Here is a 25,365-nt window from a genome sequence, read left to right as displayed (position 1 = left end):
GGATGAACCTGGCCATCGTCGGCCTGGTGGTGGGTATGGCCCTCGGCTTCGCCGGCTATTTCGGCGGCTTCGCGGCGTTCCTACTGGTGGCCGCGCTGGGCGTGGTCGGTTTCGTGGTCGGGCGCCTGCTGGAGGGCGACATCGAGATCGGTGACCTCGGCGATCTGCTGCGCGGCCGCGACCGGCGCCGCTGATGGCCACCCCCGCCGGCCCGGCCGCCCGCCGCCGGGAGCCCGGCGCCCGCGGGCGGCTGCGGGTCGCCGACCGGGTCTACGCCCGGATCGCCGCCCGCGCCGCCCGTGAGGCCCTCGCCGACGCGTGGAGCGGCCGGGCGGAGCGGGGCGGCCCGCCGAAGGTCTCGGTCGCCGCACCGGGCAGCACCGTCACCGTCCGGGTCGCCGTCGACCTGCCGTTCCCCGCCGACTTCGCCGCGCTCGCCCGGGCCGTGCGGGAGCGGATCGTCGCGCAGGTCGGCGGACTGACCGGGACGAGGGTCGCCGAGGTGGTGGTGGTCGTCGAGCGGCTGGTCACCGGAGGGGCGGCATGACCGAGCAGGCACCGGAGCCCTCCCCGACGGAGCCCTTCCCGACGGAGCCCTCCGGGCCGGAGACCGCCGGGCCGGAGACCTCGGCGCCGGGGACCTCGGCGCCGGAGACTTCGGCGCCGGAGACCTTCCCGACGGAGATCGCGGAGGGGGAGACCGCGCAGCCGGTCACGGTCAAGGTGCACCGGTTGCGGGCCCCCCGGACGGTGGCCGCCGCGCTGGTCGCCGTGGCCGTCCTGGTGCTCGGCACCGCGCTGCTCTACGACGTGATCGCCGTGCGCACCGGGCACGCCGCCGGCCGCTGGCGGGCCGAGCTCGGCGACGAACTCGCCACCCGCCGGCTGGACGACCCCTGGGTGCTGCTCGGCGCCGGGGCGGCCGTCCTGCTCGGCGGCTGGCTGCTCTGGCTCGCGCTGGCCCCGGGCCTGCGCCGCTGGCTCCCGCTGCGACCGCTGGGCGGCACGTCCGCCGCCATCGACCGGGCCGGCCTCGGCACCCTCCTGCACGACCGGGCCGCCGGCCTGCCCGGCATCGAGCACCTCACGGTCCGGGTCAACCGGCGTCGGGTGAAGGTGCTGCTGACCGGTCCGGCGGATCCCGCCTCGGTGCAGCGGCAGCTGCGCGCGGAGCTGGCCGGGGTCACGCTGGCCCGGCCGCTCCGGCTCGACGTGAAGGCGAAGCGCGGCCGGGGCCGCTCCGGCGTCACCCCGACCCCACCGCCGGAGGGCGCCGCGGTCCTTCCGCCGGTGGCCGACCCCGGCGAGGGCGACGGGGCCACCGCGGTCGGCGGGGCCGGCGAGGTTGGCGGGGCGCCCGCGGCCGACGGGGCCGGCGGCACCGACAAGGCCGGCGGGACCGGGTGAGCGGGGTGCCGCCCCGGCGCGGGTGGTGCGGTACGGGTGCGCGGACGCGGGTCGGACGAGGAGGGGTGCGATGAGTCGGTCCACCGTCAACCGGGTGCTGCTGGGTGTGGTCGCGGTGCTGCTGCTGGCGGCCGGACTGCTGGTGCTGGCCGGCGGGCTCGACCTCTACAGGAGGCTCGGGGCGGACCTGCCCGACGGGTGGCCGCTCGCCGCACCGGACCGGCCGGTCCTCAGCACCGCGTCACGGACCCGCTGGGTGGACGAGCCCTGGTGGTGGCCGGCGGTGATCGCCGGGCTGGCCCTGCTGGTGGCCGGCGCCGCCTGGTGGCTCTTCGTCCAACTGCGCCGCAGCGGCCCGGCGACCATCGCCCTCCCCACGCCCGGTACGACCGGGCTGCGGCTGCGGCTGCGCACCCGGGCCCTGGAGGAGGCGCTGGAGACCGGGACGGTGGTCCTGCCGGAGGTCGAACGGGTGGCCGTCCGGCTGCTGCGCGGATCGGGGCGGCCGCGGCTGCGGGCCACCGTGCGGCTGACCCCGGGGGGTGAGCCGGCCGAGCTGGTGGAGCACTTCGAGACCGGTCCGCGCAACGACGCCCGGTCCAGCCTCGGGCTGGCCGAGCTGCCCGCCGACCTGCGGATGCGGGTGCTCGCCGCGAAGCCGGCCGCCGCGGCGAGACGCGGCGGCCGGCGTGGGCGGTCGCGGGTTCGGTAGGCGCCGTGGCCCGCCCGGCCGGTGGGTCAGAGCCCGCGCAGGGCGCCGCCGTCGACCGGGATCATCACCCCGGTCAGATAGGAGGCGGCGGGGGAGAGCGCGAAGGCCGCGACCTTCCCGAACTCCGCCGGGGTGCCGTAGCGGCCGAGCGGGATGGTGGCGCTGTTGCGGGCCTTGGCGGCCGCGGCGTCGCCGCCCAGGGCGTCCAGTTCGCGGACCCGGTCGGTGTCGATCCTGGCCGGGAGCAGGCCGACCACCCGGATCCCGCGCGGGCCCAGCTCGTCGGCGAGCGACTTGGCGGCCATCGCCAGGCCGGGCCGCAGACCGTTGGAGACGCCGAGGCCGGCGATGGGCTCGCGGACCGAGCCGGAGAGCACGAAGCCGATCACGCCGCCCTGGCCGAGCGCCTCGGCGGCGGCCCGGGCGAGCCGCAGGGCGCCCAGGAAGACCGACTCGAAGGCGCCGCGCCAGGCCTCCTCGGGAGCGGTGCTCACCGGGCCGGCCGGCGGGCCGCCGACGCTGATCAGCACGCCGTCCAGCCGCCCGAAGCGCTCCACCGCCTCGGTGATCAGCCGCCCGGCGGTCTCCGGGTCCGCGTTGTCGGCCACCAGGCCGTGCGCCGTGCCGCCGCCGAGGGCGTCGAGCTCGGCCACCGCCGCGTCGACGGACTCCTTGCTCCGGCCGCTGACCAGCACCCGGGCGCCGTCGGCGGCCAGCTCCCGGGCGGCCGCGAGGCCGAGGCCCCGGGTGGCGCCGGTGACCACGTACACCGTGTCCTTCAGTCCAAGATCCATGGCTCCCATCCTGCCGGGTCGGGGGAGCGCCGGGGTAGGGCGCGGGGTGCGGCGGGTCCGGCCGGCGCGGTGCCGGTACCGGCGAGTTTCGGCCGACCGTGTCGGTGCGCTGGCCTTGACGCCCGCGTCAAGGTCTACCGTCGTACCCGACGGCGTTCGAACGGCGGCCGGAAGGAATGGTGCGGTCATGCGGATCGGTGAGCTGGCGGAGCGGGCGGGGACGACCACCCGGGCGCTGCGCTACTACGAGCAGCTCGGACTCCTGCCCGCCCGCCGGGCGGGCAACGGCTACCGCGCGTACGGCGAGGACGATCTGCGGCTGCTGAAGCAGATCCGCACGCTCCAGGACTTCGGCTTCGAGCTGGAGGAGACCCGCCCGTTCGTGGAGTGCCTGCGGGCGGGCCACCCGGAGGGGGACTCCTGCCCCGCCTCGTTGGAGGTCTACCGGCGCAAGCTGGCCGAGCTGGACGAGTGCGTGGCCCGGCTCCAGGAGGTCCGTACGCAGGTGGCCGAACAGTTCGCCCGGGCCGAGCAGGCCCGTGACGAACTGGCGGCCGAGGCCGCCTGGCAGACGCCGCAGTGTGAGTTGGCAGTCGAGTGGGAGGAGCGGTAAATGGGGAAGATCGCTGGGGTTCCGGAGGTCACGGACGACACGTTCGCGACCGAGGTACTGGCGGCCGACGGGCCGGTCCTGGTGGAGTTCACGGCGGACTGGTGTCCTCCGTGCCGCCAGATGGTGCCGGTCCTGGCCGACATCGCGAAGGAGGAGGCGCACCGGCTCACCGTGGTCACCGTGGACGTGGACCACAATCCGCAGACCCAGGCCGCGTACGGGGTCCTGTCGATGCCGACGCTGATGCTCTTCCGGGGCGGTGAGCCGGTGAAGTCCATGGTCGGCGCCCGGGCCAAGGTGCGGCTGCTGCGCGAGCTGGAGGACGTCCTGTAGCTCGCGGCACGTCCGCGACTACGCGGGGACGGCTTCCCGCTCCACCTCGGCCTCGGCGGCCTCCTTGGCGCGGTCCTTGGCCTCGCGGCGGACCATGACCCAGAACCCGACCGGGATCATCGCCGTGAACAGCCACCACTGGATCGCGTACGCCATGTGCGGGCCGATGTCGGAGTGGTTGGGCTCGGGGAGCATCTCGGGCTGGTCGGCCGGGGCCGGGGTGGTGGCGGTGAGCTCCAGGTAGCCGCCGAGCAGGGGGACGCCGCTCTCCTTGGTCTGCTGGTCGCTGCTGATCAGGTTGAACTGCCGGTCCGGCAGGCCGGCCCGGTCCCGGACGCTGCCGGACGCGACCTCGTCCGGGCGCAGGCGGCCGGCCAGGGTGACCTCCCCGGCCGGCGCCGCCGGCACCGCCGGGTAGGTGGTGGCGGACTCACCGGAGGCCACCCAGCCGCGGTTGACCAGGACGGTGCCCCGGCCGTCGGAGAGCCTGAGCGGTGTGACGACGAAGTAGCCGACCTTCTCCTCCGAGTTGGTCCGCTTGCGGACCACGAACTCGTGCTCCGGGTCGTACTGCCCGGTGGCCGTCACCGCGCGCCAGGTCAGGTCCTTGGCGACCGGGGTGCCGGGCGCGGCCGACAGCGTGTCGAACGGGACCGGGTGGTCGGTGAGGGCGTGCGCGATCAGCTCGTTGCGGGCCACCCGCGCCTCGTGGCGGTGCAGCTGCCAGAACCCCAGCCGGATGGTGGCGGGGATCATCAGCAGGGCGATCAGCAGCGTGATCAGCCAGCGCCGGGAGAGCAGAAAACGGTACACATGGGCACGGTACGCCCACCTCACACCCGGCTCACGCACCGGGGTGCGGCGCGACCTCGCGCAGCAGTTGGAGGAAGGCGTCCTCGCCGACCACCGGGGTGCCGACCTCGCGGGCCTTGCGGGCCTTGCCGCTCCAGGCGCCGGGTTCGTTGGTGACCAGCAGGCTGGTGAGCCTGCTCACCGAGGAGGCGATGTGCAGTCCGGCCTCCACCGCGCGGTCCTCCAGCAGCTCGCGGTCGGTCGCGGTGTCGCCGGTGAACGCCACCCGCATGCCCTGCACCAGCGGCTTGCCGTCCTCCCAGCGCCCCGGGTTCGGGTACGGGCACGGCGGGCGCTTGCGGGCCTGCCGGTAGGCGGAGCCGGTCCAGGAGGCGCGGCCGGGGGAGGCGGGCTCCTCCTCGCCGAGGTCGGTGACGGCCACGCAGGTCTGCAGCGGCAGCGGGACGCCCCCCGAGCGGGCCAGGTGCAGGCTGGGGCGGAACGCCTCGGCGAGCACCCGGGCGTCGTCCAGGGCGTTGTGCGCCTGGCGCTGGCTGACACCGAAGTACCCGGCCAGCGAGGACAGCTTGCCGTTGGGCAGCGGCAGCCGCAGGTCGCGGGAGAGGACCATGGTGCAGATCCGCTGGTCCACCGGGGCGCGCAGGCCGGCCCGGGAGAACTCGCGGGAGATCATGTTCCAGTCGAACAGCGCGTTGTGGGCGACCATGATCCGGCCGCGAAGCCGCTCGGCGAACTCCTCGGCGATCTCCGGGAAGGTCGGCGCGCCCGCCAGCAGGTCGCCGGTGAGGCCGTGGATCCAGACCGGGCCGGGATCGCGCCCGGGGTTGACCAGCGTGTACCAGTGGTCGGTGACCTCGCCGTCGGCGTCCAGCTGGTAGAGGCCGGCCGAGATGACGCGGTCCGAGCGGCCGAGACCGGTGGTCTCGACGTCGACCACCGCGAACCCCTCGTCGGGGGCGGCGGAGCGCTGGGCGGGGACGGGGACGGTCCGCGGCGCGCCGTTCGTCTCGGGCTGGATCGCATGCATGGTCAAACAGAATAAGCGCCGTCGCGGCCGACCTCGGTCGAAATGTTCGTACCGACCGGCCGGAATAGAGTGGGACGCGTATTCGTCGTACACCCAGTCGAATATTCCCCGGCCGCTCGACACCCCCACGCGGCCGTCTCTGCGAAGGACGAACCCCCATGCGCGCCACCGTGATCCACGGCCCCAACGACATCCGGATCGAGGAGGTGCCGGACGCGGTGATCCAACACCCGACCGACGCCGTGGTGCGCGTGCTGAACGCCTGCATCTGCGGCAGCGACCTCTGGGCCTACCGGGGTGTGGCGGAGCGGGTGGCCGGGCAGCGGATCGGGCACGAGTTCCTCGGCGTGGTCGAGGAGACCGGCACCGAGGTCCGCGACCTGCGGCCGGGCGACCTGGTGGTCGCGCCGTTCGTCTGGTCGGACGGCACCTGTGATTTCTGTCGCGAAGGGCTGCAGACCTCCTGCCCGCACGGCGGCTTCTGGGGCCAGGTCGGCTCGGACGGCGGCCAGGGCGAGGCCGTGCGCGTCCCGTTCGCCGACGGCACGCTGGTGCGGCTGCCCAAGGAGGCGGCGGGCGACGACAAGCTGCTGCCCCACCTGCTGGCCCTCTCCGACGTGATGGCCACCGGCCACCACGCGGCGGTCACCGCGGGCGTGCGCCCCGGCGCCACCGTCGCGGTGGTCGGCGACGGCGCGGTGGGCCTGTGCGGCGTACTGGCGGCACACCGGCTCGGCGCGGGCCGGATCATCGCGCTCGGCCGGCACACCGCCCGTACCGACCTGGCCCGGCGCTTCGGGGCGACGGACGTGGTCGCCGAGCGCGGCGAGGCCGCGATCGAGGCGGTCAAGGAGCTGACCGGCGGGCAGGGCGCGCACGCCGTCCTGGAGGCGGTCGGCACCGAGGAGTCGATGCGCACCGCGATCTCGATCACCCGTGACGGCGGCGCGGTCGGCTACGTCGGGGTGCCGCACGGCGGCAGCGCCGGCGTCGACATCGGCCAGATGTTCGGCCGAAACGTTTCGCTCAACGGGGGCGTCGCCCCGGCCCGCGCGTACATCCCCGAGCTGCTGGAGGACGTCCTCTCCGGCGCCATCGAGCCCGGCCTGGTCTTCGACCGCACCGTCGACCTGGACGGTGTCCCGGACGGCTACCGGGCGATGGACGACCGCTCCGCGCTGAAGGTGCGGATCACCTTCTGACGCATCGTCACCACAGGCTCCGGCAGGGGCGGTACCGCACAGCGGTGCCGCCCCTCTCCGTTGTCCGGAAGTGATGGTTTTCGGCCAATCGACTAGCGCGAGAGGGTGAACGAATGGCTGATCACGGTCAATCCCTTTCGGGGCGGGCACGACGCTCCTAGCATTGCGCGGCGCGCATCCGGACTGTGACGCCCCTCACGTCCGATCGTTCCACTGGTGCGACCACTACGCCTAAGGAGTGAGGAGACAGCGTGGAATCGCCGCCGATCACCACTGCCCCTACCGAAGTCCAACTCATCGAAGAGGGCGAGGAGTTCCGCACCCTACGAAGGTCCTTCCGGAGCTTCGCGTTCCCGGTCACCATCGGGTTCGTCCTCTGGTACCTGCTCTACGTCCTGCTCTCCGGCTACGCCCCCGGTCTCATGGGGACCAAGGTCGTCGGGCACATCAACGTCGCCCTGGTGCTGGGGCTGCTGCAGTTCGTCACCACCTTCGCCATCGCGGCCTGGTACGCGCGCTACGCGGACCGGCGGCTCGACCCGCCCGCCGCCGCGATCCGCGAAGCCCAGGGCGCCGTGGTCCACGCCCCCCGGGAGGCCGCCGAATGAGCCTGCTCGCCAGCTCCGCCACCGAGCACCGCGGTCTGACGATGACCCTGTTCGGGTTCTTCGTCCTGGCCACCCTCGGCATCACCGTCTGGGCCGGTCGGCAGACCAAGGGCGCCGCCGACTTCTACGCCGGCGGCCGCGGCTTCACCGGCTTCCAGAACGGTCTGGCCATCTCCGGCGACTACATGTCCGCCGCGTCCTTCCTCGGCATCGCCGGCGCCATCGCGCTCTCCGGCTACGACGGCTTCCTCTACTCGATCGGCTTCCTGGTCGCCTGGCTGGTCGCCCTGCTGCTGGTCGCCGAACCGCTGCGCAACTCCGGCCGCTACACCATGGCGGACGTCCTGGCCTTCCGGATGAAGCAGCGCCCGGTCCGGACCGCGGCCGGCATCTCCACCATCGTGGTGTCGATCTTCTACCTGCTCGCCCAGATGGTCGGCGCCGGCACGCTCGTGGCCCTGCTGCTCGGCGTCAGCGGGGACGGCGCCAAGCGCCTGACCATCGTCGCCGTCGGCGCGCTGATGGTGATCTACGTGGTGATAGGGGGTATGAAGGGCACCACCTGGGTCCAGATCGTCAAGGCCGTGCTGCTGATCGCGGGCACCGCGCTGATGACCGTGCTGGTGCTGGCCAAGTACCACTTCAACCCCTCCGCGCTGCTCGGCGCCGCCGCCGACGCCAGCGGCAAGGGCGCCGCCTTCCTCGAACCGGGTCTGAAGTACGGGGCCACCGGGACGACCAAGCTCGACTTCCTCAGCCTCGGGATCGCGCTGGTGCTCGGCACCGCCGGACTGCCGCACATCCTGGTCCGCTTCTACACCGTGCCCACCGCCAAGGCCGCCCGGAAGTCCGTGCTCTGGGCGATCGGCATCATCGGCGGCTTCTACCTGATGACGCTGGCGCTCGGCTTCGGCGCGGCCGCGCTGGTCGGCCCCAAGGCGATCAAGGCGGCCAACGCGGCCGGCAACACCGCCGCCCCGCAGCTCGCCGAGAAGCTCGGCGGCGGCGCGGGGACGACCGGCGGCGCGATCATGCTGGCGGTGATCTCCGCGGTGGCCTTCGCCACCATCCTCGCCGTCGTGGCCGGCCTCACCCTGGCCTCGTCGGCCTCCTTCGCCCACGACCTCTACGCCAACGTCATCCGGCGCGGCAAGGCGAGCGAGAAGGAGGAGATCCTCTCCGCGAAGTGGGCCGCCGTCGCGATCGGCGCGGTCGCCATCGTGCTCAGTCTCTTCGCGGGCAAGCTCAACACCGCCGCCCTGGTCGCCCTGGCCTTCGCGGTGGCCGCCTCCGCCAACCTGCCCACGCTGCTCTACTCGCTGTTCTGGAAGCGCTTCACGACGACCGGCGCGGTCAGCTCCGTCTACGCCGGTCTGATCAGCTCGGTGACGCTGGTGCTCTTCTCGCCGGTCGTCTCCGGAGCCAAGACCTCGCTCTTCCCGGACTCCGACTTCCACTGGTTCCCACTGGAGAACCCCGGACTGGTCTCCATCCCGATCGGCTTCCTGGCCGGCTGGATCGGCACCCTGCTCTCCAAGGAGAAGGCCGACCCGGCGAAGTACGCTGAACTGGAGGTCCGCTCGCTGACCGGGCTGGGCGCCCACTGACGGGCGGATGATGACTAAGCTGGCCCGGCCCCGCGGTTGCGGAGGCCGGGTCGGCCGCTTCTCCCGGCCGCAACCCCACCGGAAGGGACCGCCGTGCTGCTCGACACCTTCGGCCGGCAGGCCGTCGACCTGCGGGTCTCCCTCACCGACCGGTGCAACCTGCGCTGTACCTACTGCATGCCGGAAGAAGGCCTGCAGTGGCTGGCCAAGCCCGACCTGCTCACCGACGAGGAGATCGTCCGGCTGGTCACCGTCGCCGTGCACGACCTCGGCGTCCGGGAGGTCCGCTTCACCGGCGGCGAGCCGCTGCTGCGCCCCGGACTGGTCGGGATCGTCGCCGCCTGCGCCGCCCTCGAACCGCGCCCCGAACTCTCCCTCACCACCAACGGCATCGGCCTCGCCCGGACCGCCGAGGCCCTGCGCGCCGCCGGGCTGGACCGGGTCAACGTGTCGCTCGACACCCTCGACCCGGACACCTTCCACACCCTCACCCGCCGCCGCCGCCACCAGGACGTGCTGGACGGGCTGGCCGCCGCCGAGGCCGCCGGGCTGACGCCGGTCAAGCTGAACGCCGTGCTGATGCGCGGGGTCAACGACCACGAGGCACCCGAGCTGCTGGCCCGCTGCCTGGAGCACGGCTACGAGCTGCGGTTCATCGAGCAGATGCCGCTGGACGCCCAGCACGGCTGGGACCGCTCCGCGATGGTGACCGCCGAGGAGATCCTGGAGCGGCTCTCCACCCGGTTCACGCTCACCCCCGAGCCCTCCGCCCGCCGCGGCGCCGCCCCGGCCGAGCGCTGGCTGGTCGACGGCGGCCCCGGCCGGGTGGGCGTGATCGCCTCGGTCACCCGCCCGTTCTGCCGGGCCTGCGACCGCACCCGGCTGACCGCCGACGGTCAGGTCCGCAACTGCCTCTTCGCGACCGGTGAGACGGATCTGCGGACCGCGCTGCGCTCGGGCGCGGGCGACGCCGAACTCGGCGAACTCTGGCGCGCGGCGATGTGGGGCAAGAAGGCGGGGGCCGGGATAGACGCCCCGGAGTTCCTCCAGCCCGAGCGGCCGATGTCCGCGATCGGCGGCTGACCCGCGCGGTGACCGGGCCCGCGGCCCGGCGAGGACGGCGCTAGCGGGAGGGCAGGTCCGCGTCCTGCGGGGTCCAGTCGGCGAGGGCGACGACCTCCCTGAGGAACCCGCGCACGCCCAGGAACTGGGAGAGGTGCTCGCGGTGCTCCTCGCAGGCCGCCCAGGTCTTGCGGCGGTCCGGGGTGTGCAGCTTCGGGTTGTTCCAGACCAGCACCCATTGGGCGTCCGCCCGGCAGCCCTTGGCCGAGCAGACCGGCGTCCGCGTCTGCGGGGAGCCCGGGGATTCCATGGTGCCGTCCTCAGCGATAGGCGGGGTGTCTGCACCGCCAGTCTGTCACGGCCCCGGACGCCGGAAAGGTCCGGGCATGGCGACGCCGGGCAGCCACGGGGGGAGCCGCCCGGCGTCGGTCCGTCGCTCCGACGGGGGATGCGGAGCGCGTACGCAGTATGTCACGGCATGGCCCCGGTATGGGGAGGTCTTGCATGATTAATCTGAGGTTCTTTTGAGCTTTCTGTCGAGGGAGTCGCCAGAAAGCCCCGCAGAACGGACAGTCAGTTCCGCCCCTGTGAAGAATCGGTGGGCACGCTCTGTGCCACAGGGGCATCAGCTGAACCACCCGCCCCACCCCTACCACCGGGGCCCAGCATCAGCGGGGTGTCCGGCGGTACGTCGAACGTGCTCGGCAGCCCGGGGGCCCGCTCGCGACCGGCATTGGCGATCAGCACCGCGAAGTAGGGCAGCAGCACCGCGCCCGCCAGCGCGACGAACGCCAGCACCCGCTGGACGTCCCAGAGGATCACCGCGAGCAGCACGCAGACGGTCCGGAGCAGCATCGACGCCACATAGCGGCGCTGCCGCCCCCGGACGTCCTCGGTGAGGCTGCTGCGTGCCCCCGTGATCCGGTGGACCTGTCCACCGCCGGCGCTCTTGCCCATGTCCTACCGCCCTCGTCCACGCACCCGCGCGCCTCGCCGCACGGCCACTTCACGGTACGCCGCGCGGGGGCGGCCGACGAGACCGGGGGCGCGCGGCGCGGGCTACCGCGGCCGGGAGAGGTACTCCGGCGGTACCGCGTCGGTCAGCCAGACGCCGTTGGCACTGATCCGGAAGGCGTGGCCGGCCGCCGCCATCGCGGCGGCGTCCACCACCAGGACCACCGGGCGGCCGTGCCGCGCGCCGACGCGCACCGCGGTGTCGGTGTCGGCCGAGAGATGGACGTCCCGGCGGGCCATCGGCCGCAGGCCCTCCCGGAATATCGCGTCCAGGCTCCGGGTGGCGGTGCCGTGGAACAGCCGCGCCGGCGGCACGGTGGCGGCCAGACCGAGGTCGACCGCCACCGTGTGTCCCTGGCTGGCCCGGATCGAGCGGCCGTCCTCGGAGTAGGCGAAGCGGCGCTTGTTGTTGGTCGCCACCACGTGGTCCAGCTCGGCCCTGGTCAGCCGGATGCCCGCGGCCGCCAGCGCGGCGAGCAGGACGTCCACCTCGACCCAGCCCGCCCCGTCCAGGGTGATCCCGACCAGCTCGGGCTCGTGCCGCAGGACGCGGGACAGCCGCTTGCTGGTTCTGACCGTGCGCTTCTCGTCCATGACCCTCGATCCCTCGTCCCCCGTGCGCCGGGCTCAGGAAGCCTGGCTCACCGAACTCATGTTGAAGCCCGCGACCCGCACCGGCGGCATCGCGGCCCGGGTGAACCAGTCGCCCCACTCGCGCGGCAGGCAGCGCTCGGTGCGGCCCACCTCGGTGACCCGGCCGAGCAGGTCGACCGGCGACTCGTTGAACCGGAAGTTGTTCACCGCGCCGACCACCTCGCCGTTCTCGACCAGGTACACGCCGTCCCGGGTGAGGCCGGTGAGCAGCAGGGTCGCCGGGTCCACCTCGCGGATGTACCAGAGGCAGGTGACCAGCAGTCCGCGCTCGGTGCGGGCGATCATCTCGTCCAGCGTCGGCGCGGAGGCCTGGTCGGCCGTCTCCAGCACGAGGTTGTCCACCGCCGGCCGCAGCGGCAGGCCGGTGAGCCCGGCGGAGTGCCGGGTGGTGACCAGCTCGGCCAGCTCGCCCTCGCGGATCCACTCGGTGGCGGTGAGCTCCAGGCCGTTGTCGAAGACCGAGGAGTCCCCGCCGGTGGAGTGCGTCAGCACGAACGGCGCCGCCTCCAGGCCCGGCGCGGCCGGGTCGGAGCGCAGCGTCAGCGGCAGCGGGGCCAGCTTGTCGCCGATCCGGGTGCCGCCGCCGGTCCGGGAGAAGACCGTCCGGCCCTCGGCGGCGTCCCGGCCGCCCATCTCCCAGCTCATGTAGACCATGAGGTCGGCCACCGCGGAGGGCGGCAGCAACGTCTCGTAGCGGCCGGCCGGCAGGTCGACCTTCCGGGCGCCCCAGGCCAGCCGCTTGGTCAGTTGGGTGTGCAGGTCGGTGACGTCGACGTCGGCGAAGTCCCGGGTGGCGGCGCCGGCCCAGGCCGAACCGGACAGGTCGGCCGTCTTGGCGTTCAGCTCGACCGTGCCGGTCGGCTGGTCGTGGCGCAGCCGCAGGCCGGTGGAGGTGCCCAGATAGCTGGAGACCACCTCGTGCCGGGCGAACCCGTACAGCAGCTCGCCCTGGGCGGCGGCCCGGGCGAAGGCCTCGCCGAGGGCGGGCGCGAAGGCCGCGAAGACCTCGATCGAGGTCTCGGCCGGCGGCTCGCCGAAGTCGGGCGAGGCCGGCCGGGCGGCCACCAGCGGCTGCGCGTCCTCGGCCGGACCGGCCGCCAGGGCGGCCTGCTCGGCGGCCCGCACCAGGTCCTCCACCTCGTCCGGGGTGACGGCCTCGCGCGAGACCACGCCGGAGGCGGTGCCCTCGGCGCCCGCCACCGTGGCGATCACGGTGAGCCGGCGGCCCCTGGTCACCCCGTTGGTGGTGAGCGCGTTGCCGGCCCAGCGCAGGTTGGCGGTCGACTCCTCGTCGGCGATCACCACGCAGCCGTCGGCGCGGGAGAGGCCGAGCGCCAGTTCGACGAGTTCGTGGGGCTGCATCGCGGTCATCAGTGACCCGCCTCCTGCTGGGTGTTGAGCACGTTGACGTTGCGGAACAGCGCGGAGGGGCAGCCGTGGCTGACCGCCGCGACCTGGCCGGGCTGCGCCTTGCCGCAGTTGAAGGCCCCGCCGAGGACGTAGGTCTGCGGGCCGCCGACGGCCGCCATCGAGCCCCAGAAGTCGGTGGTGGTGGCCTGGTAGGCGAAGTCCTTGACCTGACCGGCGAGTTCGCCGTCGCGGATGGCGTAGGCGCGCTGGCCGGTGAACTGGAAGTTGTAGCGCTGCATGTCGATCGACCAGGAGCGGTCGCCGACGATGTACAGGCCGTTCTCCACGCCCGCGAACAGGCCCTCGGTGTCGGGGCCGTCGGCGGCCGGCTGGAGCGAGACGTTGGCCATCCGCTGGACCGGGACGTGCGCGGGGGAGTCGGCGAAGGCGCAGCCGTTGGAGCGGTCGAAGCCCTTGAGCCGGGCCATCCCCCGGTCGAGCTGGTAGCCCACCAGCACCCCGTCCTTGACGAGGTCCCAGGACCCGGTGGCGACGCCCTCGTCGTCGTAGCCGATCGTCGAGAGGCCGTGCTCGGCGGTGCGGTCCCCGGTGACGTGCATCAGCTCGGAGCCGTAGCGCAGCGAGCCCAGCTGGTCGAAGGTGGCGAACGAGGTGCCGGCGTAGGCGGCCTCGTAGCCGAGCGCGCGGTCCAGCTCGGTGGCGTGGCCGATCGACTCGTGGATGGTCAGCCAGAGGTTGGACGGGTCGATCACCAGGTCGTAGCGGCCCGGTTCGACGCTCGGCGCCCGCATCTTCTCCGCCAGCAGGGACGGCAGCTCGGCCAGTTCGGCGTCCCAGTCCCAGCCGGTGCCGCGCAGGTACTCGAAGCCGCGCCCGGCCGGCGGGGCCAGCGTGCGCATCGAGTCGAAGGCCCCGGTGCGCTCGTCCACCGAGGTGGCCTCCAGCGAGGGGTGCAGCCGGATCCGCTGCTGGGTGGTGACGGTGCCGGCGGTGTCGGCGTAGAACTTGTTCTCCTGCACCGTCAGCAGGCTGGCCTGGACGTGCGAGACGCCCTCGGCGGACAGCAGCCGCGCGCTCCAGTCGGCGAGCAGCGCCGTCTTCTCCGCGTCGGGCACGTCGAAGGGGTTCACCTCGTACGCGGAGACCCAGGTGGCGTCCGGGTGGACCGGCTCGTCCGCCAGCTCGACGCGCTCCTTCGACCCGGCCGCCCGGCTGATCCCGCCGGAGAGCCGGGCCACCGAGACGGCCTGTTCGGCGACGCGCGCGGCCGCGGCCGCGGTGAGGTCGACCCCGGCGGCGAAGCCCCAGGCGCCGTCCAGCAGGACCCGGACGGCGAAGCCGAGCTGGACGCTGTCGGAGGTGCCGGCCGGGCGGGCGTCGCGCAGTCGCCAGGACGCGCTGCGGACCCGCTCCAGGCGGAAGTCGGCGTGCTCGACGCCGAGTTCCCGCGCGCGGGTGAGTGCCGCGTCGGCCAGGGCGCGCAGCGGGTAGGCGAGGAACAGCGGGTCGACGGCGCGTCCGTGCGGGGCGCCGGAACCGCTGGTCGGGGGCTTCGGAGGCAAGCGGGCTCCCTGGTCGGGGGGATGACGGTGCGGGTACTCCGGACCGGGGTACCCGCACGGCATCATGTCCCGTTCGGGGGGATTGGGCCAGCGCATTCCGGTGGTGACACGCGGCGGCCCGCGAGCGGGGGCGGGCCGGTCAGCCGACCGTCTCCCACCAGCCGTCCAGCTCCGGCGGGTTGTCGACGTCCACCCGCTCGCCGGGGCGCGGCACCGCGAGCGGGACGGCCTGCGCCTTGGCCTCGGCCAGCAGCCGCTCGATCGGCTCGGCCCACGGGTGCAGGCCCAGGTTGAACGTGCACCAGTGGACGGGCAGCAGCAGACCGGCGTTCAGTTCACGGTGCGCGAGGACGGCGTCCTCCGGCGTCATGTGGATGTCGGCCCAGGCGGTGTCGTAGGCGCCGATCTGCACCAGCGCGGCGTCGAACGGGCCGTGCTGCTCGCCGATCCGCGCGTAGCCCTCGAAGTAGCCGGAGTCCCCGGTGTAGAAGACCTTGCGGGTCGGCCCGGCGATCACCCAGGAGCCCCAGAGCGTGGTGTTGCGGGTCAGGCCGCGTCCGGAGAAGTGGTGGGCGGAGGTGAGGGTGACGGCCAGCTCGCCGAGCGTGCAGGTCTCGTCCCAGTCCAGCTCGATGATCCGGTGCTCCGGGACGCCCCAGCGGCGCAGGTGGCCGCCGATGCCCAGCGGCACCGCGAACGGCGCGGACTGGCTGCGGACCAGCCGCTTGACCGTCGCCATGTCCAAGTGGTCGTAGTGGTCGTGCGAGATCAGCACCGCGTCGACCTGCGGCAGCTCCTCCAGCTCCACCGGCACCGGGTGCAGACGCTTGGGGCCGATGTGCGCCGCGGGGGAGCAGCGGTCGCTCCAGACCGGGTCGAGCAGGACCCGGGTGCCCTCGATCTCGACCAGCGCGGAGGCGTGGCCGTACCAGGTGATCTCCACGCCCTCGGCGGCCGGGCGCGGTCCGCCGGCCGGGCGGACGGTGGGGACCGGGTTGGCGGGCACCCGGCCCTCGCGCTCGAACAGCATCCGGCGCACGGTGTCCCGGTCGATGTCGGGCGCGGACTTGGCCCGGGCCAGCGTGGACGGCGCGTTGTGGAAGACGCCGTCCCGGTACTGCGGGGAGTTCCGCACCCGGGCCTCGCGGGCGGCGTCCGGCCGTCGTCCGAAGGCCGCCGGCAGGTCGCGCAGTGACCAGGCGGCCGCTCCCGCGCCGGCCGCCAGTGCGGCCAGGGCCAGCAGTCGTCCCCGCCGGTGGGTGGTACCGGGCTGTGCCTCGCTCATCCGTGCTCTGCCTTCGCTCGTCGCCGTGGCCGCCGGGCCCCGCGCGCCGGGGCCCGTCCAGGAATCGGTACGGCCGGCCCCGGTTGTCCCGCACCACGGGGGCAACGGGTGCACCCCGTCGCGTTGTTCCCGGAGAACCGCCGCAGTGGACGCCACAAGGGTAGGCCGGGGCCGGTGGGGACGGGGTGCGGGTCGGGTGCGGATCGGGTGGGAGCGGTCCCGGCGCGGATTGTTGGATTGCGACAGTTCCTTCGGTGAGGCGCTGTGGGAGCTCGATTCGTCGCCGCCCCGGGACGACCGATAGCGTCACACTGCGTGCTCATTCCGCGTGCGCGCACCCTACGGAGAGAGGTGGATCGTTGAGCCGCTCGGTTCTCGTCACCGGAGGAAACCGGGGCATCGGCCTCGCGATCGCCCTGGCCTTCGCCGAGGCGGGCGACAAGGTCGCCATCACCAGCCGCTCGGGTGAGGTACCCGCCGAGCTGGCCAAGTACGACGTGCTCGCGGTGCGCTGCGACATCACGGACAGCGCGCAGGTCGACGCGGCGTTCACCGAGGTCGAGGCCGCCCACGGCGGGGTCGAGGTGCTGGTCGCCAACGCGGGCATCACCCACGACACCCTGCTGCTGCGGATGTCCGAGGAGGACTTCACCTCCGTCGTCGACACCAACCTGACCGGCACGTTCCGGGTGGTCAAGCGCGCCTCCAAGCTGATGATGCGCGCGCGCAAGGGCCGGGTCGTGCTGATCTCCTCGGTGGTCGGCCTCTCGGGCTCTCCGGGCCAGGCCAACTACGCCGCCTCCAAGGCCGGCCTGGTCGGCTTCGCGCGCTCGCTGGCCCGCGAGCTGGGCCCGCGCAACATCACCGTCAACGTGGTCGCCCCCGGCTTCGTCGACACCGACATGACCGCAGTGCTCAGCGACGAGCGCCGCGCGGAGATCGTCTCGGGCGTGCCGCTGGGCCGCTACGCGGCGCCCGCCGAGGTCGCCAACACCGTGCGGTTCCTCGGTTCGGACGAGGCCGCGTACATCACCGGAGCCGTCATTCCCGTCGACGGCGGATTGGGCATGGGTCACTGAGCATGAGTGGAATCCTTGAGGGCAAGCGGATCCTGATCACCGGAGTGCTGATGGAGTCCTCCATCGCCTTCCACACCGCGAAGCTCGCGCAGGAGCAGGGCGCGGAGATCATCCTCACCGCGTTCCCCCGGCCCAGCCTCACCGAGCGGATCGCCAGGAAGCTGCCGAAGCCGGTCAAGGTGCTGGAGCTGGACGTCTCCAGCGAGGAGCAGCTGGCCGGCATCGCCGACCAGGTCCGTGAGCACCTGCCGACCCTGGACGGCATCGTCCACTCGATCGGCTTCGCCCCGCAGGACGCCCTGGGCGGCAACTTCCTGAACACGCCGTGGGAGTCCGTGGCGACCGCCATGCACGTCTCGGCGTTCTCGCTGAAGTCGCTCACCACGGCGCTGCTGCCGCTGATGCAGGACGGCGGCTCGGTCGTCGGTCTGACCTTCGACGCGCAGTTCGCCTGGCCGAAGTACGACTGGATGGGCCCGGCCAAGGCCGCGCTGGAGGCCACCTCCCGCTACATGGCCCGTGACCTCGGCAGCCGCAACATCCGGGTCAACCTGGTGTCGGCCGGCCCGATCGGCTCGATGGCCGCCAAGTCCATCCCGGGCTTCGCCGACCTCGCCGCCACCTGGGACACCCGCTCCCCGCTGAAGTGGGACCTGGCCGACCCGGAGCCGGCCGGCCGCGGTGTCGTCGCCCTGCTCTCGGACTGGTTCCCGAAGACCACCGGCGAGATCGTCCACGTGGACGGCGGCCTGCACGCCATCGGCGCCTGACGCCTCCCGCGCACACCGCTGCCCGGCACTCCCTCGAAGGGGGTGCCGGGCAGCGGCGTTTCCGTCGGCGCGCGTGCGTGCGCGCGGACGCCCGCGTCCGGCCGGGACGCGGGCGCCGGCCGGGGTCAGGCGTCGGGCGGGGTGCAGGCGCCGATCGCGCGCCCGGCCTCCAGCGAGGCGCGCTGGGGGTCGCCGGCCCGGATCGCGTCGAGGATCGTGTCGTGGCCGAGGTAGCGCTCCGCGATCAGCTCCGGGCCGACGTCGTGCCTCAGGTGGGCGCGGGTGACCTCGCCGAGGTCGGCGTAGACGGCCAGCAGGACGTCGTTGTGGGCGGCGGCGACCACGGCCTGATGGAAGGCGGCGTCGGCCTGGATGAAGTCCTCGGCGTCGCCGGAGCGCCAGGCGTCCTCGCGGCGGGCCAGGGCGGCGTCCAGCAGGGCGAGGTCGCGCGCGGTGCGGCGGGTGGCGGCGAGACCGGCCGCCGAGGTCTCCAGGGTGACCCGCAGCTCGGCGACCTGCGCCTGGTCGGCGTCGGCGAAGCGGCGGTGCATGACCCCGGCCAGCTCGCTGGTGGCCAGCACATAGGTGCCCGAGCCCTGCCGGATGTCCAGCAGCCCGTTGTGGGCCAGGGCGCGGACCGCCTCGCGGACGGTGTTGCGGGCGACGCCGAGCTGCTCGACCAGCGCGGCCTCGGTCGGGATGCGTGAGCCGACGGGCCATTCGCCCGAGGTGATCTGGGCGCGCAGCTGCGCGATCACCTGGTCGGACAGTGGGGTGCGCCTCGGAGAGGACAGCGCCACGGGGGGCTCCTTGCGGCTTCGGGTCGGCGGTGGGGGCGTCGGCCGGCGGGTGGGTCGGCTTCGGGCGGGTCGGGACATCATGCCAAGTCGAGGATGCGCTAATTCATCCCATCATTCTATGATGGCTCCCATGCCACCCGCAGCAGACACCACCACCTCCCCGCGAACCGGGGTCCGGCCGCAGACCGAGCGGCCCGCCACCGACCGTCCCGGCACCGACCGGACCAAGTACCTCGGCTGGCTCTTCGCCGTCGCGATCGCCGCCGCCGCCTTCAACCTCCGACCCGTGGTCACCAGCCTCGGGCCGTTGCTCGACCAGGTCCGCACCGACCTCGGGATGAACCCGACGCTGGCCGGCCTGCTCACCGCCGTCCCGTCGCTGTGCTTCGCCCTGTTCGGCTTCGCCGCGCCCGGGATGGCGCGGCGGTTCGGGCCGATCGCGGTGGTCACCGCCGGCATGGGGGCGATCACCGCCGGCGTGCTGGCCCGCTCCTTCGCGGGTGGCACGGCGGTCTTCCTGCTGCTCACCGCGCTCGCGCTGGCCGGGGTGGCGGTCTCCAACGTGCTGATCCCGGTGGTGATCAAGCGCTACTTCCCGGAGAAGGTCGGCCCGATGATCGGCCTGTACTCCATGTCGCTGTCGGCCGGCACCGCCCTCGCCGCCGCCGTCACCGTGCCGCTGACCAGCGCGCTCGGCGGCGACTGGCGGTTCGGGCTGGGCATCTGGGCCGCGCTCGGCGCGCTCGCCCTGCTGCTCTGGCTGCCGGTCGTGGTGACCAGGCGCGAGCGCGGCGAGAAGGCGTCCGGCGCGGCCGCCAAGCTGCCGATCACCCGCAGTCGCACCGCCTGGGCGATGGCCTGCTTCTTCGGCCTGCAGGCCACCGGCGCCTACGTGGTGATGGGCTGGCTGCCGAAGATCTTCCAGGACTCCGGGATCTCCGAGAGCACCTCCGGGGTACTGCTGGCGCTGACCATGGTGATCGGCGTGCCGGTCTCCTTCGTGCTGCCGAACCTCGCCGCCCGCCGGGGCGACCAGCGGCTCTTCGTCGTCCTGCTCGCCTCCTTCGGCATCGCCGGGTACACCGGACTGGCGCTCGCCCCGGCCGCCGCGCCGTGGGTCTGGGCGACCCTGGTCGGCCTCTCCAACTGCGCCTTCCCGCTCGTGCTCACCATGATCGGTCTGCGGGCCCGGACGGCCGGCGGGGTCGCCCAGCTCTCCGCCTTCGCGCAGGGCGTCGGCTACCTGATCTCCATCCCCGGCCCGATCCTGATCGGCCGGCTGTACCAGGCCACCGGCGAGTGGTACCTGCCGCTGGGCTTCCTCGCCGTCCTGCTGGTGCCGCAGATGATGTTCGGCCTGCGCGCCGCGCGGGCCCGGCACATCGAGGACGAGGCGGTCCTCCCGGCGGCCGGGCGCGCCGCGGCGTAGCGGGGCCCGGTGACGGACGGGCGTGGCCGGGGTGGGAGAATCCGGTCATGCCCGTACTCGAACCGAACCCCACCGACGGTCACAAGAAGCTCGGCCAGCTCGCCGCACTGATCGTCGGCATCGTGGTGCTGCTGGCCATCGTCGCCACGGTGGCCCAGAACATCGGCTGACCGGCCGCGCACCGGCCCCCGCGGCGGTGCCCGCCGCCGCTGCGGCCACGCCTGCCACCCCCGCGGCCGTGCCTGCCGTCGGCCCGGCCGTCGGCCGGGGCCCGACGTGCGCACCGGCCGCCTTCCGGCGTGCCGACCGCCGGTGAACGGCCCATGATGACACCCTGCACTCCTGAGGGTGGCGGCAACCGGCGGCATCGCGCCCCCGGGCGGCTTTTCTGCCAAGCTTGCTGGGTATGAGCGCCGACACGCCCCGCAGGATCATCGTTCTCCGCCATGCCAAGGCCGACTGGCCCAACGGCGTCGACGACCACGAGCGGCCGTTGGCCGACCGGGGCCGCCACCAGGCCCCGGATGCCGGCCGCTGGCTCGCCGACTCCGGTATCAACCCCGACTACGTGCTCTGCTCCACGGCCCTGCGTACCCGTGAGACGTGGAAGCTCGCCGCGCACGAGCTGCCGAAGCGCTCCCGCCGGACGGTCTACGAGGACCGGATCTACGAGGCCAGCCCCGGCGAGATCATCAGCGTCCTGCAGGAGACCCCCGAGGAGTACGCGGACGTGCTGCTGGTGGGCCACAACCCCGGCGTGCTCGGGCTGACCCAGGTGCTGGCGGGCGACGAGGGCGACCGGGAGGCGCTGGAGCGGTTGCGGCTCGGCGGCTTCCCGACCGCGGCCGTCGCGGTGTTGAGCTTCGGCGGTTCCTGGAAGGGCGTCGAGCCGGGCGTGGCCGCGCTGGTCTCGTACTACACGCCGCAGGACTGAGCCGGCCGGGCCGACCGGCCCGGCAGCCGAGAGGGGCGCGAGGACCAGCCTCGCGCCCCTCTCGCCGTCGCCGTCGGTGCGCTGCCCGGTCGGCGTCGCGCGCTACTCGGTCGGCGTCGCGCGCTACTCGGTCGGCGTGCCGTCCAGCAGGTCGGCGGCCTCGACCTCTTCGCGGGTGATGCCCAGCAGGTACAGCACGGTGTCCAGGAACGGCACGTTCACCGCGGTGTCGGCGGCCTCCCGCACCACCGGCTTGGCGTTGAAGGCCACGCCCAGCCCGGCGGCGTTCAGCATGTCCAGGTCGTTGGCGCCGTCGCCGATCGCCACCGTCTGCTCCAGCGGCACCTTCGCCTGCTCGGCGAAGCGGGCCAGCCAGCGGGCCTTGCCGGCCCGGTCCACGATCTCGCCGACCACCCGGCCGGTGAACTTGCCGTCCACCACCTCCAGGGTGTTGGCGGCCGCGAAGTCCAGGCCCAGCTGCTCCACCAGGTGGTCGGTGACCTGGGTGAAGCCGCCGGAGACCACCGCGACCTGGAAGCCCAGCCGCTGCAGCGTGCGGATCAGGGTCCGCGCGCCCGGCGTGAACCGGACCTCGGCACGGACCTTCTCGGTGACCCCGGCGTCCAGTCCGGCCAGCAGCGCCACCCGGGCGTGCAGCGACTCGGCGAAGTCCAGCTCACCGCGCATCGCCGCGGCCGTGACCGCGGCGACCTCCTCCTCGCAGCCCGCGTGGGCGGCGAAGAGCTCGATCACCTCGTCCTGGATCAGCGTGGAGTCGACGTCCATGACCACCAGGCGCTTGGCCCGGCGTTCGAGGCCCGCCGCCACCACCGCGACGTCGACCCGCTGCTGGGCCGCCTCCTGGGCCAGCGCGGCGCGCAGCTCGTCGGTGGCGACGCCGGAGACGGCCAGCTCGACGGCGGTCACCGGGTACTTGGCCAGGCGGAAGACGCGGTCGATGTTGCCGCCGGAGCCGGTGATCCGGGAGGTCAGCGCCGACACCGCGGCGGCGGTCAACGGATGGCCCAGCACGGTGACGTGCGAACGGCCCTCGCGGCGCGGCCGGTTGTCGCCGATGCCGGAGATGATCTCGGCCTGGAGCTTCTGCTCCTCGGCCCAGCGGTGCACGGTGGAGCGCAGCTCGCCCTCGGCTCCGGGCACGGTCGGCGGGGTGACCAGGGCACACAGCGTTATCCGGCCCCGGGTCACGACCTGCTCGATGTCGATGACGTCGACGCCGAACCCGGCGAGGGTGGCGAAGAGACCGGCGGTGATGCCGGGGCGGTCCTTGCCGAACACCTTGACGAGCAGGGTGCGCTCGTCCTCGGTCCGGGGCTGCGGGGCGGGGAACGGCTCGGCGGCCAAGGGCGATGCGTTCATGGTGACTCCCACGCTACCCGCCGGCCGGCGCGGTCACGGCACCCGTCCGCGTCGTGGACGGGAGGGTGGACCGGACGCGGGCGTGTGCGGACGGTCCGGGTGGCCGGGCGGTGGCGCGCGAGCGTCTTCCCGGGGTGGTGGCAGGGGCGTCCGCGAATCGTTGCCGCCCGGTCACAGTCACCGGGGGTGACTTTCACCAACGGGCGGCGGGCTGGAATGATTCCCCCGTCAGATTCAGGATCATCACACCCCCGGCCGGGGGCAAAATCGGGGGACCGAGAGAGCGGGGCAGGCGAGCAGTGCCGCAACTCGTCATTGAGATCAACGGACAGCAGCGGACTCTGGAGCCGGGGCGGTCCTACACCATCGGGCGCAACCCGCAGTCGGACTTCCCGTTCGACGACGCCAGGGTCTCCTGGCAGCACGCCACCATCTCGTTCAACGGGGCCGGTTGGCAGCTCGACGACCACGGGAGCACCAACGGTACCTACACCGCCGGTGCCCGGACCCAGCAGGCCCCGCTCTTCCCGGGCGCGGTCGTCAACCTCGGCAACGCCGAGAACGGCCCCCGACTGAGCTTCTCCGCGCCCGCCCAGGCCGCCGCGCCCGCCCCCGCCTGGCACGAGGCCGCCACCAGCCGCAGCCACGTCCCCGCGCCGCAGGCGCCCCTCCAGCAGCAGGCGCCGGTCCAGCAGCCCTGGGCCCCGCAGCCGCCGGCGCAGCAGCAGTGGGGCGGGCAGCCCCAGCCGCCGGCGTTCCCGCAGCAGCAGGGCTTCCCCCAGCAGGCGCCCCAGCAGGGCGGGTTCCCGCAGCAGGCCGCGCAGCAGCAGGCCCCCCGGCACGACGCCGGCGGCCCGCAGCCGACGATGATCCGCAACCTGACCGCCGGGATGAACACCGTCCGGATCGGTCGCGCTCTCGACAACGACATCGTCGTCTCCGACCTCCAGGTCTCCCGTCACCACGCCGAGCTGCGCCAGCTGCCCGACGGCCGGTACGAGATCGTCGACCTGGGCAGCCACAACGGCATCTTCCTCAACGGCGTCCCCGTCCAGCGCCAGTTGATGGGGCCGCAGGACCGTCTGACGGTCGGCCACTCCAGCTTCGTCCTGGTCGGCGACCAGCTGCAGGAGTTCGTCGACACCGGCGCGGTCTCCTTCTCCGCCCGCCACCTGACCGTCGAGGTCGACTTCAAGGGCGGCAAGAAGGTCCTGCTCGACGACGTCAGCTTCGGCGTGCCGGAGAAGTCCCTGGTCGCGGTCATCGGCCCGTCCGGCTCCGGCAAGTCGACCCTGCTGCGCGCCCTCACCGGCTACCGCCCGGCCGACCGCGGCGACGTCCTGTACGACGGCCGCAACCTCTACAAGCAGTTCGCCGAGCTGCGCTCGCGGATCGGCCTGGTGCCGCAGTCAGAGATCCTGCACAAGGAGCTGACCGTCCGCACCGGCCTCAAGTACGCGGCCCGGCTGCGGTTCCCCGGTGACACCGAGGCGCGCGAGCGCGAGGCGCGGATCGACGAGGTGCTCTACGAGCTGCGTCTGGACAAGCGCGCCGACAACCGGATCACCGCGCTCTCCGGCGGTCAGCAGAAGCGTGTCTCGGTCGCCCTGGAGCTGCTCACCAAGCCCTCGCTGATCTTCCTGGACGAGCCCACCTCGGGCCTCGACCCGGGCATGGACCGCGAGGTCATGCAGATGCTGCGGGGCCTCGCCGACGACGGCCGCACCATCCTGGTCGTCACCCACTCGGTGGCCGAACTCGCGCTCTGCGACCGGCTCCTGGTGATGGCGCCGGGCGGTTCGGTGGCCTACTTCGGCCCGCCGGACGAGGCGCTGCACTTCTTCGGGTACGAGACCTGGGCCGATGTCTTCCAGGCCTTCGAGAACTACCCGGACCACGACTGGGCCGGCCGCTACCGGGGCTCGGTGCACTACCAGCAGTACTCCGCGGACGTGGACGCCGGGGCCGTGCAGTCCGCGCGGATCGTCCAGGAGGCCATCCGGCCGCCGAAGCCGCAGAGCTGGGGCTCGCAGCTGTGGACGCTGATCCGGCGCTACGTGTCCGTCCTCGCCTCGGACCGGGGCTTCCTGGCGCTGTCGGTGCTGCTGCCGGCGGTCATCGGCGCGGTCAGCGTGCTGATCCCCAACGAACCGGGGCTCGCGCCCAATCCGAAGACGCAGCTCCACCTGAACAGCGGGGCCGCGACGATCATACTGATCCTGGCGATCGGCGCCTGCTTCTCCGGGTCGGCCAACTCGGTCCGAGAACTGATCAAGGAACGGGCGATCTACGAGCGAGAACGAGCCACCGGGCTCTCCCGCTCGGCGTACATGATGTCCAAGATCATCGTGCTGGGCTTCTTCAGCGTGATCCAGGGCGCCATCATCTCCGCCGTCGGCTTCCTGCCGCGCAAGCTGCCCGCGCACGGCCTGATCGTCGAGAACCTGCCGGTGATCGAGATGACCATCGGCATGATCCTGCTGAGCTTCGCCGCGATGATGTTCGGCCTGATGATCTCCGCACTGGTGAAGACCGCCGAGAAGACCATGCCCCTGCTGGTCATGTTCGCGATCGTCCAGGTCGTCTTCACCGGCTGCCTGTTCCAGATCTTCGGCAAGCCCGGCCTGGAGCAGGCCGCCTGGCTGATGCCGGCCCGCTGGGGCACCGGCATCGTGGCCACCACGCTCGACCTGTCGCACCTCATGGGCCCCTGGAACAAGGACTTCCAGAACCCGGACTACGACCCGCTGTGGAACAGCACCGTCGCCCAGTGGGCGATCGACGCGGGCGCGCTGATCGCGATTTCCGTCGTCATCGGCGTCATCGTGACCCGGCTCCAGCGGCGCCACGAGCCCGAGGTCATGCAGAAGGGCTGACGCCCGCACCGCCCACCCAGGGGCGGCCCCTCC

27 protein-coding genes are annotated in these 25,365 nt (G+C 73.3%); 16 read left to right on the top strand and 11 right to left on the bottom strand.

Features of this window, described 5'->3' with window-relative positions:
- Positions 1-2: 2 nt before the first annotated feature.
- The 4 genes from ACFXHB_RS13840 (at position 3) to ACFXHB_RS13825 (ending at position 2,119) form a co-directional block, all read left to right on the top strand.
- Positions 3-194: a hypothetical protein gene (locus ACFXHB_RS13840; protein WP_329490120.1), complete on the top strand. Its 192-nt coding sequence runs from the start codon at positions 3-5 to the stop codon at positions 192-194.
- Positions 194-547, top strand: a complete 354-nt coding sequence (locus tag ACFXHB_RS13835) for a hypothetical protein (RefSeq protein WP_380574285.1) — start codon at positions 194-196, stop codon at positions 545-547. The genes ACFXHB_RS13840 and ACFXHB_RS13835 overlap by 1 nt, the downstream gene beginning before the upstream one ends.
- The gene (locus ACFXHB_RS13830; protein WP_380574284.1) at positions 544-1,407 is read left to right on the top strand and encodes a DUF6286 domain-containing protein; all 864 of its coding nucleotides are present in this window, start codon (positions 544-546) and stop codon (positions 1,405-1,407) included. The genes ACFXHB_RS13835 and ACFXHB_RS13830 overlap by 4 nt, the downstream gene beginning before the upstream one ends.
- A gap of 70 nt (positions 1,408-1,477) precedes the next feature.
- Positions 1,478-2,119 carry an alkaline shock response membrane anchor protein AmaP gene (locus ACFXHB_RS13825; RefSeq protein ID WP_380574283.1) on the top strand — a complete coding sequence of 214 codons (642 nt, stop codon included), beginning with the start codon at positions 1,478-1,480 and terminating at the stop codon, positions 2,117-2,119.
- 26 nt (positions 2,120-2,145) lie between these two features.
- On the opposite strand, the gene ACFXHB_RS13820 is transcribed toward ACFXHB_RS13825, so the two are convergent.
- Positions 2,146-2,913 (bottom strand): SDR family oxidoreductase, encoded by a 768-nt coding sequence (locus tag ACFXHB_RS13820; protein ID WP_380574282.1) that lies wholly within the window; start codon positions 2,911-2,913, stop codon positions 2,146-2,148.
- A gap of 187 nt (positions 2,914-3,100) precedes the next feature.
- Between ACFXHB_RS13820 and ACFXHB_RS13815 the strand changes: the two genes are divergently transcribed.
- A complete protein-coding gene (locus ACFXHB_RS13815; RefSeq protein WP_380574281.1) occupies positions 3,101-3,526 on the top strand; it encodes a MerR family transcriptional regulator in 426 nt (141 codons plus the stop codon).
- Positions 3,527-3,859, top strand: a complete 333-nt coding sequence (locus tag ACFXHB_RS13810; RefSeq protein ID WP_380574280.1) for a thioredoxin family protein — start codon at positions 3,527-3,529, stop codon at positions 3,857-3,859.
- A gap of 18 nt (positions 3,860-3,877) precedes the next feature.
- Here the strand turns inward: ACFXHB_RS13810 and ACFXHB_RS13805 are convergent, their stop codons facing one another.
- Positions 3,878-4,672, bottom strand: coding sequence for an SURF1 family protein (locus ACFXHB_RS13805; RefSeq protein WP_380574278.1), 795 nt, complete (start codon positions 4,670-4,672; stop codon positions 3,878-3,880).
- A 31-nt stretch (positions 4,673-4,703) separates the two neighbouring features.
- Entirely contained in the window at positions 4,704-5,699 is a 996-nt protein-coding gene (locus ACFXHB_RS13800) for a DEDDh family exonuclease (RefSeq protein ID WP_380574276.1), read from the bottom strand.
- A 158-nt stretch (positions 5,700-5,857) separates the two neighbouring features.
- On the opposite strand from ACFXHB_RS13800, the gene ACFXHB_RS13795 reads away from it, so the two are divergent.
- From ACFXHB_RS13795 to moaA, 4 genes are all read left to right on the top strand, one after another.
- The gene (locus ACFXHB_RS13795; RefSeq protein ID WP_380574274.1) at positions 5,858-6,901 is read left to right on the top strand and encodes a zinc-dependent alcohol dehydrogenase family protein; all 1,044 of its coding nucleotides are present in this window, start codon (positions 5,858-5,860) and stop codon (positions 6,899-6,901) included.
- 251 nt (positions 6,902-7,152) lie between these two features.
- The gene (locus tag ACFXHB_RS13790; protein ID WP_380574273.1) at positions 7,153-7,509 is read left to right on the top strand and encodes a DUF485 domain-containing protein; all 357 of its coding nucleotides are present in this window, start codon (positions 7,153-7,155) and stop codon (positions 7,507-7,509) included.
- Complete coding sequence (locus ACFXHB_RS13785) at positions 7,506-9,116, top strand: cation acetate symporter (protein ID WP_380574272.1); 1,611 nt, start codon at positions 7,506-7,508, stop codon at positions 9,114-9,116. Before ACFXHB_RS13790 ends, ACFXHB_RS13785 begins: the two co-directional genes overlap by 4 nt.
- Before the next feature lie 93 nt (positions 9,117-9,209).
- On the top strand, positions 9,210-10,199 hold the full coding sequence (moaA, locus tag ACFXHB_RS13780) for a GTP 3',8-cyclase MoaA (RefSeq protein ID WP_380574271.1): 990 nt from the start codon (positions 9,210-9,212) through the stop codon (positions 10,197-10,199).
- A 40-nt stretch (positions 10,200-10,239) separates the two neighbouring features.
- On the opposite strand, the gene ACFXHB_RS13775 is transcribed toward moaA, so the two are convergent.
- The 6 genes from ACFXHB_RS13775 to ACFXHB_RS13750 form a co-directional block, all read right to left on the bottom strand.
- Entirely contained in the window at positions 10,240-10,488 is a 249-nt protein-coding gene (locus tag ACFXHB_RS13775) for a hypothetical protein (protein WP_380574269.1), read from the bottom strand.
- 263 nt (positions 10,489-10,751) lie between these two features.
- Positions 10,752-11,135 carry a DUF3099 domain-containing protein gene (locus ACFXHB_RS13770; protein WP_380574268.1) on the bottom strand — a complete coding sequence of 128 codons (384 nt, stop codon included), beginning with the start codon at positions 11,133-11,135 and terminating at the stop codon, positions 10,752-10,754.
- 102 nt (positions 11,136-11,237) lie between these two features.
- Entirely contained in the window at positions 11,238-11,786 is a 549-nt protein-coding gene (locus ACFXHB_RS13765) for an RNA 2'-phosphotransferase (RefSeq protein ID WP_380574266.1), read from the bottom strand.
- A gap of 33 nt (positions 11,787-11,819) precedes the next feature.
- Positions 11,820-13,217, bottom strand: coding sequence for a metallopeptidase TldD-related protein (locus ACFXHB_RS13760; RefSeq protein ID WP_380574265.1), 1,398 nt, complete (start codon positions 13,215-13,217; stop codon positions 11,820-11,822).
- A complete protein-coding gene (locus tag ACFXHB_RS13755; RefSeq protein WP_380574264.1) occupies positions 13,217-14,779 on the bottom strand; it encodes a TldD/PmbA family protein in 1,563 nt (520 codons plus the stop codon). The genes ACFXHB_RS13760 and ACFXHB_RS13755 overlap by 1 nt, the downstream gene beginning before the upstream one ends.
- Positions 14,780-14,918: 139 nt before the next feature.
- Positions 14,919-16,064 carry an MBL fold metallo-hydrolase gene (locus ACFXHB_RS13750; protein WP_380574263.1) on the bottom strand — a complete coding sequence of 382 codons (1,146 nt, stop codon included), beginning with the start codon at positions 16,062-16,064 and terminating at the stop codon, positions 14,919-14,921.
- Positions 16,065-16,423: 359 nt separating this feature from the next.
- Between ACFXHB_RS13750 and fabG the strand changes: the two genes are divergently transcribed.
- Complete coding sequence (fabG, locus tag ACFXHB_RS13745; RefSeq protein ID WP_380574261.1) at positions 16,424-17,143, top strand: 3-oxoacyl-[acyl-carrier-protein] reductase; 720 nt, start codon at positions 16,424-16,426, stop codon at positions 17,141-17,143.
- 2 nt (positions 17,144-17,145) lie between these two features.
- A complete protein-coding gene (gene fabI / locus ACFXHB_RS13740) occupies positions 17,146-17,913 on the top strand; it encodes an enoyl-ACP reductase FabI (protein ID WP_380574260.1) in 768 nt (255 codons plus the stop codon).
- 125 nt (positions 17,914-18,038) lie between these two features.
- Here the strand turns inward: fabI and ACFXHB_RS13735 are convergent, their stop codons facing one another.
- Complete coding sequence (locus ACFXHB_RS13735) at positions 18,039-18,713, bottom strand: FadR/GntR family transcriptional regulator (protein WP_380574259.1); 675 nt, start codon at positions 18,711-18,713, stop codon at positions 18,039-18,041.
- 130 nt (positions 18,714-18,843) lie between these two features.
- Here ACFXHB_RS13735 and ACFXHB_RS13730 point away from each other — a divergent pair, with 130 nt between their 5' ends.
- From ACFXHB_RS13730 to ACFXHB_RS13720, 3 genes are all read left to right on the top strand, one after another.
- Positions 18,844-20,142 carry a CynX/NimT family MFS transporter gene (locus tag ACFXHB_RS13730; protein WP_380574258.1) on the top strand — a complete coding sequence of 433 codons (1,299 nt, stop codon included), beginning with the start codon at positions 18,844-18,846 and terminating at the stop codon, positions 20,140-20,142.
- 47 nt (positions 20,143-20,189) lie between these two features.
- Positions 20,190-20,312 (top strand): SGM_5486 family transporter-associated protein, encoded by a 123-nt coding sequence (locus ACFXHB_RS13725; protein WP_380574257.1) that lies wholly within the window; start codon positions 20,190-20,192, stop codon positions 20,310-20,312.
- A gap of 236 nt (positions 20,313-20,548) precedes the next feature.
- Entirely contained in the window at positions 20,549-21,076 is a 528-nt protein-coding gene (locus tag ACFXHB_RS13720; RefSeq protein ID WP_380574256.1) for a SixA phosphatase family protein, read from the top strand.
- 123 nt (positions 21,077-21,199) lie between these two features.
- Here ACFXHB_RS13720 and serB read toward each other — a convergent pair whose 3' ends face one another.
- Entirely contained in the window at positions 21,200-22,456 is a 1,257-nt protein-coding gene (gene serB / locus ACFXHB_RS13715) for a phosphoserine phosphatase SerB (RefSeq protein WP_380574255.1), read from the bottom strand.
- A gap of 299 nt (positions 22,457-22,755) precedes the next feature.
- Here serB and ACFXHB_RS13710 point away from each other — a divergent pair, with 299 nt between their 5' ends.
- Positions 22,756-25,332, top strand: coding sequence for an FHA domain-containing protein (locus tag ACFXHB_RS13710; protein ID WP_380574254.1), 2,577 nt, complete (start codon positions 22,756-22,758; stop codon positions 25,330-25,332).
- The last annotated feature ends 33 nt before the right edge of the window (positions 25,333-25,365 follow it).

Origin of the sequence: Kitasatospora sp. NPDC059327 (assembly GCF_042752535.1) — a bacterium.
In the GTDB taxonomy this organism is placed as follows: Bacteria; Actinomycetota; Actinomycetes; order Streptomycetales; family Streptomycetaceae; genus Kitasatospora.
The sequence above is the reverse complement of the archived record's forward strand: the minus strand, read 5'-3'. Positions and strand labels throughout refer to the sequence as shown.